This is a genomic window from Virgibacillus sp. M23 (genome assembly GCF_034190895.1).
In the GTDB taxonomy this organism is placed as follows: Bacteria; Bacillota; Bacilli; order Bacillales; family Amphibacillaceae; genus Virgibacillus; species Virgibacillus salarius.
On sequence record NZ_JAWDHA010000090.1, the window covers coordinates 1 to 11,938 of the forward strand.

Consider the following 11,938-nt stretch of genomic DNA (forward strand, 5'->3'; position numbering starts at 1 on the left):
ATTTAAGAAAGTACACCGCCTTCAGGCAAAATACAAGCCTAAATTATAACAAAAAAGATTCCAGCTATCATTTTTTGATAACTGGAATCTTTTTTAACTTCATAAGGGCTAGTTATGTCCCAGCCCCATTTTTTAAATTATCTTCAATTATTTTACGATAGTGACATTAACTGTTTTTACGCCCCAATTCATGGCTGCGCTTTTTGATGGTACGTGAACATCTATTTTATTACCTTTGATAGCACCACCCACATCGGCTGCAGTTGCATAGCCATAGCCTTCAACATATACTTCTGAACCGAGTGGAATCACATTTGGATCAACAGCGATTACTTTTGCATTTGGATTTGCATTCAGGTCAACTCCTGTTGATGTTACTCCAGAGCAACCACCACAATCTGCAGTATACGCCGTTGCTGTAACAGAAATGGTTTTTCCTTCTGGATTGTCATTCTGTGATTTAGATTCGTTCTTCTGTGTATTTTCACTTACTTCTTCTTTTTTCTCGTTTGAATCTGCTGACTTTTGCTCTACTTTTGCTACTGGCTTATCTTCTTGTGAAACATTAACACCTTTAATCGTTAATTCTTGTCCAATAACGATGATGTCTGATTTCAGGTCATTCCATTCTTTAAGATCTTCTATAGATACATCGTATTCTTTTGAAATATCAATCAATGTATCTCCTTTTTCAACTGTATATTTATCATTTATAAATAATGTTTGTTTTGGTTGAATAGTTGTTGATTTTAATTCATTAATTTCAACCAAGTCTTCAACTGTTGTATTATATTCATCTGCAATATCCCAGAGATTGTCCCCTTTTTTTACTTCGTATTCTTCCGCTGATACAGAAGTAACAGCAGCGCCAGCAATAATGATGCCCGTAGCGAATGAAGCCACAAGTTTTTTCATTCGTAGTCCCTCCTTAAATTTCTGACATTGCCTATCGTACCATAGGGGTATAGGCAATGCAGTTACAAGTCGTTTAAGACTCCATTACAAGCATTACCAAATCTAGCGCTATTTATTACAAATGTAATAGATTTGTGATAAAAGTTCTGTGAATCTAGTATTTTGTATTTCAATAGTCATCATTTATGGGATTTTGTAATAAAGTGAAACTTCTATCAGTGGGAGCCTTACTGTCAGTTGTATATAGGATAAAAAAAACGGAGCAAAATTCGCTCATTCCTTATCACTAAATGCTCAGATTTACGCTCCCTCTAGTAGCTATTATGGAATAATAGCTACTGCTTGACCACCACTCCGGCTGCCCACTTCCCTTTCCGTGGGGTTTGTCCTTCAGCTAACTTTTTTAGCAAAACCCGCTCAAAAAAGTGGATCTTCAGGTCAAACATTTCCCACAGGAGTTGAAGTGGCAAGCCTTCGCTATTATCAGGCTCTACAACGCTAGCATGAAGCAACACAGCTGCTTTTATACTCACGGATAGCGATTTTCACTTTACCCATTGTAAAAAAAGTCAACTATTACTTATGACAAGAATTGTTGCATCTTCTCATAGCGGAGGCTAATTACGTAGGATCCTCCGGGATTAGCACGAGCCGAAAATCCACTTTGCAACGTGTTCTTCTTTGCAAAGTTAGTTGAGGCCGTGCCCGCCGAAAGCGAAGTAATTAGTTGGAGCATTGCCAATATATATCAAACATTTCAAAATAACTACTTGGCTTAACGCAGTCATTGCACTGATTTTATACTTTCTTAACTTATAAAAAAAACCTCTTTTTTAACTAGATCGTAGCTTATAGAGAAACAAACCATTTTTATTGGCAGAAAATAATACCTGTTTGTCTTATCAACTGGAATGATATCCCCTTTTAAAAGAAATAAAAACTGCCGAGAAAAATTTCTCGACAGCTTGAGGGAAGATCTATGTTTTTGGCTATTCGTTAATTAAATAATCCTTTAAAAAAGTTGCTCAATGCTTGGAATAATTCACTAAAGAAGTTTGCTACTTTCTCCCAAAATCCCTCGTCCAACCCAAGCTCATTTGCCTTATCCTTAATCGTCGATGCAATATCTTCTAATTGATTTTTAACTTTATCAAAATCAATATTTAAGTCTCGCATCTTTTCAAATAAATCAATCAGCATTTGCTTATCTGCTTCACTAAGAGATATCTCTAGCTTGTCAAGCTGTTCTTGTACAATACGCTCAACATCCTCTTTCGTAGCAGGGTTTTGTTCAGCAATTGTCTGTTTAATTTCGGTTAGTAATTCACTAACCTTTTCCTGACTCATGCCTTCTTTTTTTGCGAGGTCTGTAGCGACATCCAATTCGTCGTTTGCTAGCTCCATACGTTCTTTATCTAGTTGCTCTCCTTTAACATCATAAGCCTTATATATACCCGTTAATGCAGAATGTCCACTAACTTTAACAGGTGAAGCAACGTCCACAGTAGCATTTTCTACTCCCGCGGTCAGCAGGGCGTTCGCATACATTTCTTTCGTAACTTCTGTAATGTTATCTGGAGTAACAATATTAATTGTTAAGCCGTTTCCTTCTTCCTGACGGGTAATTTTTGCACTGGAATACATGTTCGAATTTGGATCACCATTAATATATTTGGCACCATCTTGCCCGGAGACATCAAATTCTTCTACATTATCTGCCTCTTTGATGTTTAATAATTTTCGAACCTCGGTTCGCTGATTCTTATTTAATTGAGCCCCATAAACAACGATTGGTGAGCCTAACTTTTCATTTATACTTTCTGTATCACTAGCTCCATTGTCCGCTTGTACAGGCAAACTTATTCCAAGTACTAGTCCAACAATCAGCATCCCTATTAAAAATTTTTTTAATTGACGTTTTAACATTTTTGTTCTCCTTTTATGTGTACTAATTTATCCTATATTTATTTATTTCCAAATAACATTATGCACCCATTATACCTGTTTTCAAATAATATGGGTATCATTCTTATAAAAAATAAGGCTTGCGATGTAGATAATACGTCTACAACTACTATATAGATTTTAGTCATATATTAATGAAGACTTAACTAGTAAGCAAATTATTTTTCTTTATGTAGCATCTCCTATATATTTAGGGTAACGAAATAATTAGGAAAGAAGGGCATGACCATCATTGATAATCATCCTATAGTAAAGCGAAACTTAGCAATCATGTGGTTTGCTAACTTTTTTATTGCCGGAAGTATGACAATGGTACTTCCATTTATTTCTTTATATATTGAAACAATGGGTAATTTCTCAGATTCATATGTACAGAATTGGTCAGGATGGATATTTGCAATAACCTTTGTAACGGCATTTATTTTTTCTCCGATCTGGGGCAGGATTGGAGACAAATATGGTAGAAAGAAGATTTTAATTTTCTCCGCGGTTGGAATTGGTATCTCCATTTTATTAATGGGATTTGCCACTTCCGTATGGCAGCTATTTTTACTCCGTTTATTTATGGGAGTAGCAACTGGATTTATTCCGATGTCACAAGCCTTTATTTCCACACAGACTCCAAAACATATTGCCGGAAGAGTATTAGGTACGCTGCAAACAGGAAGCATTACCGGAACGCTTATGGGACCTTTACTTGGCGGAACACTTGCTGATACTTTTGGTTATGCCAACACGTTTAAGTGGGTTTCTGTTACTGTTTTCATTTCTGGCATCATCGTTTTACTCGGTGTTAAAGAAGTAAAAACAAAGCTTTCGGATGACGCGAATGATTACCGCACATACACAAGAAAACAGGTTATCCAACACATCGTGAATCAACCCGTGTTACTTGTTGTTATGCTAATTTCAACGTTAGTACAAGTCGCGCATTTTAGCATTCAACCGATCTTATCATTATTTGTTGCAGATATACATGGCCCAGAAAACATAGCATTGTTTGCTGGTATCGCCTTTTCAGCAGCTGGACTTGGAAATTTATTAATGACTAGAAAATGGGGTAAAATTGGTGACAAAATTGGATATATAAAGGTTCTTATCTTTCTGTTATTTATGGCAGGCATTGTATATCTTCCCGGTGCCTTTGTTACGTCGATTTGGCAACTCGTAATATTAAGGTTTTTACTTGGAATATCCATCGGTGGGATTATCCCTTTACGTATCGCGTATATTCGCCAAAAAGCTCCCCTTTCTATGCAAGGAGAAGTACTTGGTTATAACACAAGCCTCCGTTTTTTGGGGAATATTATCGGTCCAGCACTTGGGGGTGCTCTGGCAGGGTTTTTTGGTTTTTCTGCAGTCTTCGTGGTAACAAGTGCATTATTACTTCTGAGCGGTGTTATCATGCTTGTATGCTGGTTTAAATATGAGTATAGCCAAAATGATTCTCATTCACTATCTACACACAGATCATAACGAAATAAGTTTCGTAAATATATGTCATGATAGAATTAGGAAAATCTGTGCTCCTAATCCCATGTTAGGCTAAAGAAATTGATTTATCTGTTAGAATATGCTAAAACTAACAGAGCCCCTTCCTTTGAAGGGACTAGTATCAAATAGAAAGAAAGTGATAGCAGTGGGAATAGTCGTAGTAGAGGTCTGTGACGGAAATGCAATCACTTCCATTAATATAGAAGAGATTCTTGAGAAGGAATTTCCTGAGGTAGCTGTACTCATGAATGAATGTTTATCTTTTTGCGGGCTTTGTAGAGTTAAACCTTATGCACTCGTGAACAATAAACGCATTTTCGGAAACACACCTGAAGAGTGTTTAGACAAAATTAGAGCAGTAATAAAAGAAGAACTGGCTGTGTATGAATAAGCGGCCAGTTCTTCTTTTTATTTAATCATTTCCCGGGAAATATGTCATTATTTGTTATAATTAACTACTTAAAGACTTGCTTGGAAAATTTCAATCGAATCTTGTTTGGTTAATTCCTTAAAGTTGCCGTATCTGGGCTTAGCAATGACTGTTTTCTCAGCCATTTCTTCTACAGAGCTTGCATCAATCGAATAATCGGCTAGGCTAGAAGGCGCACCAATTCCACTCCAAAAAGCGCGTAACCTTTCAATCCCCTCTAAGGCGATGTCACGATCTGTTTTATCTGTAGGGTCTACCGCAAACACACGAATAGCTAGTTGTTTAAAACGCGCTTCGTTTGTTTCGTCCAGTACATGCTTCATCCAATTAGGGAATAATATTGCTAACCCACCACCATGAGGGATGTCATGTACTGCGGATACTGCGTGCTCTAGGTTATGTGTTGCCCAGTCACCTCGAAACCCCATGCTTAGCATATCATTCAATGCTAATGTACCGCTTAACATGATCGTCTCACGGAACTCATAATTTGTTAAATCATTTAATAGCTTTGGTGCTGTTTCTATTACCGTAAGTAAGATAGATTCGCAGAAACGGTCTTGTATTGGCGTATTCCCTGTTTGGTGGAAATAATGTTCCAACACATGTGACATCATATCTACGATACCGTAAATGGTTTGATTTCTCGGAACTGAGAACGTGTGCGTTGGATCAAGGATGGAAAATATTGGATTTGTATATGGAGAACCCCACCCATGCTTTTCATTCGTTTCCCAATTGGTAATAACAGAACCACGATTCATTTCAGAACCGGTAGCTGCTAAGGTTAGGATGGTACCGAATGGAAGTGCATCAAGCGCTTGCTCCTTCTTCGTCACAATGTCCCACATATCTACATCTGTTTTTGCACCTGCAGCAATTGCTTTAGTACAATCAATCGTACTTCCGCCCCCAATAGCTAAAAGAAAATCGATGCCTTCTTTTTTACAAATCGCTACACCTTTACGTACAGTAGAGATTCGCGGATTAGGTTCTACCCCTGCTAATTCATATACTTCTGCGTGAAACTCATTTAGCTTAGTTAAAACATTATCATAAATGCCGTTACGCTTTATACTTCCGCCTCCATAAACGATAAGTACCTTTTTTCCATACGGCTGTATCTCCTCAGGAAGTTTATCCAGTTGGCCTTTTCCAAAGATTAATTTTGTCGGATTATGGTATGTGAAGTTCTCCACTGTTTTAACCTCCTATGCTTTCGTATATACAGTAACATCCATTTCAACGAGTACATCTTTAGGTAATTTACTTACCTCAATCGTAGCTCTTGCAGGATAGGGTTCTGTAAGGTAACTACCGTAAATCTCGTTGATTGTTGCAAAGTCTGTCATCGATTTTAAGTAAATCGTAAATTTTACTGCTTTAGAAAAATCCGTGCCTGCTTCCTGTAAAATTGCTTTAATATTTTCTAAAACTTGTTTTGTTTGACCCTCAATTCCATTAACAACGTTGCCGCTGATCGGGTCAATTCCTATTTGTCCAGACACATAAAGGAAATCACCTGCTTCAATTGCTTGCGAATACGGTCCTAGTGCAGCTGGTGCTTGTTCGGTATGAATCGCCTTCACCATGTTACATTCCTCCTTTTATTTCTTTTCACCCCGCATATAACTGGCAGTAATACTCCCACTTTAAGCAATAAAGTGAAGCCAATATGGATAAGTAGGGGATAGACAAATCACTAACTAATTGAAGTTTTACTTTATCATCATAACATGTTCGATTCTACTCTTCTGCTAATTTGTCTTTATATGCCATAACTGATTTCACATAATAAATATCTCCATAGCAAGCTCCTAATTCTTCAGCTCCATCGCGAAGACATCGGTACTTCTCCTTATCCGGATCATTTGCATACATTTCCTGAGAAAATATGATGGCAGCTTCTTGAGAAAATTGATCGGAATGCTTCTTCATATAATTAATAAACCCTTTTCCAAAATTATAGGATTGAACTGCTACAAGCAAATCTCCGTTTGCCTCTTTTAATGTTTGTGAAAAATAATAGACTCCCTGTTTAATAGAGAGCTCTGGATCTTGGATACACCCACGTTCACCACAATAGCTTTCGGATGATTGCATAGGGTCATCTCCTCTTCCGCCAGATTCCTGCATCATCATTGCTAATAATGTATCAATATGTTGCGACACATCATACTGTTTCGCATATTTTTCAACAACTGGCCGATACGCTTTAACTTCCTCACTAATGATCGGAGAGGAGGAAGTAGGTGATGAATTTTCTGCCTGTTCTTGATAAGCTAATAGCGAAATTCCAATAAATAGGGAGAACAGTAGAAAAGCTAGGAAGATGGTTCGTTTTATAGCTGTTTTTATTTTCTTATTGCGTTTCATATGCATCTATTCCTTTATATACGATCTTTAAATAACTATATCTTACCTTCATTGTCAAACATGCTTCATTCTTTACTGTTTTTCTTTCCTAAAATCACAAATGCTCCAGCAATTGCTCCAAACATCATATGACTGATCATCCAGTAGAAAAATGCCATCCCATCCGTTATATCAGGGGTACGGGATGACATTACTGTTGTTGTATATAATAGCAATCCAATCATGCTACCAGATATTACATAAGCTATCAGTTGATTTTGTCGACCAAACTTGTTCAACACAACATATAAGATTGGAACGAGAATAATAGATACGATTAGATGCAGGGAAAACTCTTCTAGCTCATTTAGAGTCCATTCCTTTATAATAGGAATGGACTCTATATTTAATAAGAGTGTATAAACTTGCTTAGAGGTTGTAATTTGTATCAGTTTTAATATTCCACCAAGCATAACACCAGCTACAAGACCTATTACGGCAAGCTTTGATAATTTCATCTCCAGCTTCTCCTTTATCCCATTACATGCTTGATCAAAAACTCTATTCCTAGATTACCTTACTTTAGTTATATTAACAAATCTATTACTAGATCAAAAGATACTAGCTTCATCGCCCATTGCTTGCAACGCAAATAAATCGACAACATAATCATTTAAAAAAAGACCAGTAGGATCTAGCTGCTTTCTAATATTTAGAAATTCATCCAACTTCGGGTAAAGCGCCTTCAATTTTGAGAGATTCAGCTTATGCATTTTCCCCCAATGTGGTCTCCCTTGATAATTTTGAAGTAGCTTTTCCATATCACCGAAATAATTCTCATAGGGCATCCCCTTATACATATGAAAAGCGATATATGCAGAATTACGCTTATAAGCAGGACTGAGCCAAAACTGATCTTGTTTGACCATTCTTACCTCAATTGGAAAATGAACCTGATATCTGGCAGTTTCTACTTTTTCACGTATCGCAATTAGAGCTACTTTTACGTTTTCTAGAGGAATACTGTACTCCATTTCACGAAATCGCACTCGTCGTTCCGTTGCAAATAAATCAAAGCTTTTTCCATGAATAGTTGATGAACCAATTGCCTTTGCTGATAATCGACTGATCGATCGACTTGTGGAAGGGAATAGTCTAACGGTTTCTGATAGAAGCTTAAATAGGTGATTCTCTACTATTAATGCTTCCATTCGATGCTTTCGTAAGGACTGGGGAGCTTGTTCTGAGAGGTTCATTGTCTTTATTTGGACGAGATCAGAGTAAGGAAATAAAAAGCATTCAAAATGACGATTTTGCTCTATTAATGTAGGTAATTGTTCTAATAAGTCTCTAAACTTATATTTACTGCTCGTAAGTTTGTAAGTAGGTGCAGGTATCACGCTGATGGTAATTTCTACGATAACACCCAACAAACCTAAAGAAATGACCCCTGCATGAAATAACGTTTCATCTTGCTCTTTTGCTATAGTTAGAGTTTCTCCTTTTGCAGTTACAAGCGTGAAGCTCAACACCTGTGTAGCTAAATTACCAAATTTAATTCCGGTGCCATGTGTACCTGTAGATATTGCTCCTGCGATACTCTGCACGTTAATATCTCCTAAGTTTTCCTGAGAATAGCCCTCAGCTGCTAATTGCTTTGACAATTCATGAAGGCGTGTACCTGCAAGGATAGTAGCCGTGTTCAATTCCTTATCTAAATGCGTCACTCCAGTTAAATGGTCTAATGACATTAAGTAATCTTCACTGACAGCAATTTCGGTAAATGAATGCCCTGCTCCAACAACTCGTATCCGCCGTTGTTCCTTTCTTGCCATATTTACATAGTCACATACCTCTTCTGCTGATGTTGGAAATAACACTTCTCTAGGCTTACAATGAGCAGTTTCAGACCAATTTTTCCATTCTCTAGTTTCCTTCATTAAAAGAAGCACATCCCTTCTCCACGATATGTTTTATAATGGTCCACAACTTTTCCATTTGTTATACAAGCTATATTCGTAAATCGTTCACATATTTCACCAGCTTTAGCAGCACGAAAAACAACATAATCCCCTAAATGCATTGGTACTGGAATAAACACAGGTGTCTGCACCTCACCCGTACCCTCGACCGAAATGAGTTTGCTACCCTCAGGAAAAACTGGTTGCGGTAACTTATCCACCCCTGGGCTTCCGGAAGCCACATATCCCCCTCCTAAACAAGTATAGATTTGTTGTTCAGGTTGCCGTACAATCGGTAATGTAAAGAAAAGAGAAGGATTCGTTCCGATCGGCTGCTTATAATAATCAAATAACAATGGTGCATAAAAACCAGATCCAACGGTTACCTCTGTTACAACTCTTTCGTTAGAAGTTGTTACCAAACTACCTGTCCCACCCCCATTGACAATTTCAAGAGAGAATCCTTCATTTGTTAAAGCATTGATTATCGCCTTTCTTCTATCGGCTATCTTTGCCACTGATTTTTTCTTTAATACTGTTACAGCTTTGTTCAATACCCATTGCTTGGGTAGTTGATCAGGCACACCAGCAAGCTGCGCTTCATAACCCATTACACCAGTCAACTTTAGATGGGATTGTTTGGAAATAACATGTGCTATCTCTATTACACTCGTTACATCACGTAATGGCGAACGACGGACGCCAAAATGAAAGCCAAAGAAATTAGTACTCATATCGATATCAAGACAGGTATAAATGAGTCCATCATACTGTTTAGCAATGGATTGTAAAAACACAATCTGTTCACGCTGATCTACCATACAAATAATTTTCCCACCCGATTTATTAATCTTTGCAATTTTTGCAAGCAGGGAAGCATCCCAAACCGGATAGCCTAGTAAAATATCACGAAAACCATATTCATACAGAAATAATGCTTCTTTTGGACTAAAACACATTAATCCTTGAAATACGGAACTATTCGCTAATATTCTCTCGATGACTGGAATCGAACGGATCGATTTCGTAGCAATCCTCACCTTTTTGTTATTTGACTTTTCAGAAATTATATCGCAGTTTTTATCTAACGCAGCTAGATCAAGCACCAAACCAGGATGTGGCTCCCGCTCGAGTAGCTCTTTTGTGAACATGACATCACCACCTTTATTCTAGTATCCTTTAATGAAAACTAAAGTGCAAGCTAATAATAAACTAACAACTTTGGCAGTAATCCAGGGATAAAACCCACATTATCTGGAAGAATAAAAAGCGCAAGCGCCCGATTAGAAACCAAGCGACTGGAGTGAACGGTGTACTAGCGATTCGGTGATGACTTAGATTAGTACGATTCGTGAAGTCGCCTAGTTTCTGGGCGCTGGAGCTGGACGCGACTCAACACGCCCATATTCATCCATATGTAATTTTCTAGACAAAAACCAAAAAAATTCTGCTATCAATTGATAGCAGAATTCCTATATCGGACTATCTCCAAAAACTGTCATATCAATGGAATATACTCCCTTTTCGTAAGCAGCCACCAAACAGCACTGCTTTCACATAGCTTATTATATAAAAGGCTTTTCTTCCAAATATTTATAGCCCTAAATCTTTCCTATACTGCTCTAATTCTTTTGTCGTACAACGCACCCAATGTCCAGGTTTCACTTCACGAAACTCTGGTTCTTCACTTTTATCATGAACGGATGGATCATATGCTGTACGCTGACGACCTCGTTCATAATTCGGATCTGGCAGTGGAATAGCGGATAACAATGATTTCGTATATGGATGAATCGGATTATTATAGAGCTCTTCACTGTCTGCTAGCTCCACCATATTCCCAAAATACATAACGCCAATTCGATCACTAATATATTTTACCATCGATAAATCATGGGCAATAAACAGATACGTTAGCCCTTGATCACGCTGTAGCTTTTTCAATAGATTGACAACCTGTGCTTGAATAGAAACATCCAGTGCCGAAATGGGCTCATCGGCAATGATTAATTCTGGCTCTACGGCAAGTGCTCGCGCGATACCAATCCGTTGACGCTGCCCACCACTAAACTCATGAGGAAAGCGGCTCGCATGCTCTTTGTTCAAGCCTACCACCTGTAGTAATTCTTCTACTCTCGCCTTCCGTTCTGCCTCGTTATTTACGAGATGATGGACATCCAAGCCTTCCGCTATAATATCCATAACTGTCATACGCGGGTTTAACGATGAGGATGGATCCTGAAAAATCATCTGCATTTTTCGATTAAATTTAAGCAGATCCTTCTTCGACTTCTTCCCATGTACATCCTCGTTATTAAACAGTACTTGACCACTTGTGGCCTCATATAAACGAATGATTGTTCTTCCCGTTGTCGACTTTCCACAGCCAGATTCGCCTACTAATCCAAAGGTCTCCCCTTTATAAATATCGAAAGAGATACCATCGACAGCCGTAATGATTTTCTTCCGCCCAGCTCTAAAATGTTTCTTTAGGTTTTTTACTTCTAGTAATTTTTCTTGCTCCATCAAGCTTCACCGTCCTTACTAGCCGTACTCGCAAATCCCTGCATTCTCCGTTTTACCGATGCTGGCGGCTCGATTTTCGGTGCGTCCTCATGGAGTAGCCATGTCGCTGCATAGTGTGTGTCAGATACCTTAAACATCGGCGGCTCCATGACGGTGTCAATTTCTAATGCAAATTCATTACGTGGGGCAAAGGCATCGCCCTTTGGAGGATTCAGCATATCCGGTGGACTTCCAGGAATCGCAAATAATTCCTCTTCATCACTGTCCAGCGTTGGCATCGAACCTAGTAGCC

12 protein-coding genes and 1 pseudogene are annotated in these 11,938 nt (G+C 38.2%); 2 read left to right on the plus strand and 11 right to left on the minus strand.

Features of this window, described 5'->3' with window-relative positions:
- Positions 1-147 precede the first annotated feature (147 nt).
- From RVS70_RS20465 to RVS70_RS20475, 3 genes are all read right to left on the minus strand, one after another.
- Complete coding sequence (locus tag RVS70_RS20465; RefSeq protein ID WP_026682253.1) at positions 148-915, minus strand: 3D domain-containing protein; 768 nt, start codon at positions 913-915, stop codon at positions 148-150.
- 335 nt (positions 916-1,250) lie between these two features.
- A complete protein-coding gene (locus tag RVS70_RS20470; protein ID WP_121603995.1) occupies positions 1,251-1,448 on the minus strand; it encodes a hypothetical protein in 198 nt (65 codons plus the stop codon).
- A 463-nt stretch (positions 1,449-1,911) separates the two neighbouring features.
- A complete protein-coding gene (locus RVS70_RS20475; RefSeq protein WP_026682254.1) occupies positions 1,912-2,841 on the minus strand; it encodes a DUF1002 domain-containing protein in 930 nt (309 codons plus the stop codon).
- 261 nt (positions 2,842-3,102) lie between these two features.
- Between RVS70_RS20475 and RVS70_RS20480 the strand changes: the two genes are divergently transcribed.
- Both RVS70_RS20480 and RVS70_RS20485 read left to right on the plus strand, forming a co-directional pair.
- A complete protein-coding gene (locus tag RVS70_RS20480; protein ID WP_034679416.1) occupies positions 3,103-4,356 on the plus strand; it encodes an MFS transporter in 1,254 nt (417 codons plus the stop codon).
- Positions 4,357-4,519: 163 nt separating this feature from the next.
- Positions 4,520-4,765 carry a DUF1450 domain-containing protein gene (locus RVS70_RS20485; protein WP_026682256.1) on the plus strand — a complete coding sequence of 82 codons (246 nt, stop codon included), beginning with the start codon at positions 4,520-4,522 and terminating at the stop codon, positions 4,763-4,765.
- Positions 4,766-4,833: 68 nt separating this feature from the next.
- On the opposite strand, the gene RVS70_RS20490 is transcribed toward RVS70_RS20485, so the two are convergent.
- The 8 genes and pseudogenes from RVS70_RS20490 to RVS70_RS20525 form a co-directional block, all read right to left on the minus strand.
- Positions 4,834-6,003, minus strand: a complete 1,170-nt coding sequence (locus RVS70_RS20490) for an iron-containing alcohol dehydrogenase (RefSeq protein WP_026682257.1) — start codon at positions 6,001-6,003, stop codon at positions 4,834-4,836.
- Between the two features lie 12 nt (positions 6,004-6,015).
- Positions 6,016-6,396: a RidA family protein gene (locus RVS70_RS20495; protein ID WP_205389148.1), complete on the minus strand. Its 381-nt coding sequence runs from the start codon at positions 6,394-6,396 to the stop codon at positions 6,016-6,018.
- A 154-nt stretch (positions 6,397-6,550) separates the two neighbouring features.
- The gene (locus RVS70_RS20500) at positions 6,551-7,180 is read right to left on the minus strand and encodes a lysozyme family protein (protein ID WP_026682259.1); all 630 of its coding nucleotides are present in this window, start codon (positions 7,178-7,180) and stop codon (positions 6,551-6,553) included.
- A 65-nt stretch (positions 7,181-7,245) separates the two neighbouring features.
- Entirely contained in the window at positions 7,246-7,677 is a 432-nt protein-coding gene (locus RVS70_RS20505) for a hypothetical protein (protein WP_321134664.1), read from the minus strand.
- A 93-nt stretch (positions 7,678-7,770) separates the two neighbouring features.
- Positions 7,771-9,099: a D-arabinono-1,4-lactone oxidase gene (locus tag RVS70_RS20510; RefSeq protein ID WP_051388390.1), complete on the minus strand. Its 1,329-nt coding sequence runs from the start codon at positions 9,097-9,099 to the stop codon at positions 7,771-7,773.
- Entirely contained in the window at positions 9,099-10,271 is a 1,173-nt protein-coding gene (locus tag RVS70_RS20515) for an alanine racemase (protein ID WP_121604001.1), read from the minus strand. Before RVS70_RS20515 ends, RVS70_RS20510 begins: the two co-directional genes overlap by 1 nt.
- A gap of 442 nt (positions 10,272-10,713) precedes the next feature.
- Positions 10,714-11,646, minus strand: a complete 933-nt coding sequence (locus tag RVS70_RS20520; protein ID WP_121604002.1) for an ABC transporter ATP-binding protein — start codon at positions 11,644-11,646, stop codon at positions 10,714-10,716.
- Positions 11,646-11,938: pseudogene (locus RVS70_RS20525) on the minus strand (ABC transporter ATP-binding protein); the annotation flags it as partial. The gene RVS70_RS20520 and the pseudogene RVS70_RS20525, both read right to left, overlap by 1 nt.

What these genes read in the sequence shown, in the direction of transcription:
- RVS70_RS20510 (WP_051388390.1), bottom strand. Translation starts at nt 9,099, where the DNA reads ATGAAGGAAACTAGAGAATGGAAAAATTGGTCTGAAACTGCTCATTGT.
- RVS70_RS20520 (WP_121604002.1), bottom strand. Translation starts at nt 11,646, where the DNA reads ATGGAGCAAGAAAAATTACTAGAAGTAAAAAACCTAAAGAAACATTTT.
- RVS70_RS20505 (WP_321134664.1), bottom strand. Translation starts at nt 7,677, where the DNA reads ATGAAATTATCAAAGCTTGCCGTAATAGGTCTTGTAGCTGGTGTTATG.
- RVS70_RS20495 (WP_205389148.1), bottom strand. Translation starts at nt 6,396, where the DNA reads ATGGTGAAGGCGATTCATACCGAACAAGCACCAGCTGCACTAGGACCG.
- RVS70_RS20475 (WP_026682254.1), bottom strand. Translation starts at nt 2,841, where the DNA reads ATGTTAAAACGTCAATTAAAAAAATTTTTAATAGGGATGCTGATTGTT.
- RVS70_RS20465 (WP_026682253.1), bottom strand. Translation starts at nt 915, where the DNA reads ATGAAAAAACTTGTGGCTTCATTCGCTACGGGCATCATTATTGCTGGC.
- RVS70_RS20500 (WP_026682259.1), bottom strand. Translation starts at nt 7,180, where the DNA reads ATGAAACGCAATAAGAAAATAAAAACAGCTATAAAACGAACCATCTTC.
- RVS70_RS20480 (WP_034679416.1), top strand. Translation starts at nt 3,103, where the DNA reads ATGACCATCATTGATAATCATCCTATAGTAAAGCGAAACTTAGCAATC.
- RVS70_RS20515 (WP_121604001.1), bottom strand. Translation starts at nt 10,271, where the DNA reads ATGTTCACAAAAGAGCTACTCGAGCGGGAGCCACATCCTGGTTTGGTG.